This window comes from Mammaliicoccus lentus (assembly GCF_002902755.1).
Lineage (GTDB): Bacteria > Bacillota > Bacilli > Staphylococcales > Staphylococcaceae > Mammaliicoccus > Mammaliicoccus lentus.
In genome coordinates, this window is sequence record NZ_PPRS01000071.1 from 1 (window position 1) to 229 (window position 229).

The 229-nt window shown below is 27.1% G+C and carries 1 protein-coding gene; it reads right to left on the minus strand.

Going from position 1 to position 229, the window contains the following annotated elements:
* Nucleotides 1-97 precede the first annotated feature (97 nt).
* On the minus strand, nucleotides 98-229 hold a 132-nt coding region (locus tag CD135_RS12935), incomplete at its 5' end, for a transposase (protein ID WP_115344035.1).

A 229-nucleotide genomic window follows, 5' to 3' on the forward strand; every position in this document is an offset into this window, starting at 1 on the left:
TTGGTTTTTTAGAATGTATTAACAAAATAAATCTGTTTGATTTTTAGCAGATTCATTTTGTTAATCTCTACTTATTTTTCAAAAATAAGTAGTAAGTTTAAGGAATAAAAGGTCTTTTAGCATTATCTAGATTTTCTTGAATATCCATGAGTAATGCACCAATTAATCTAAAAGCTGAGTCTAGGTTAGGGAAAGTCTTAATGACTTTCTCTCTTTTTCTAAGCTGCAT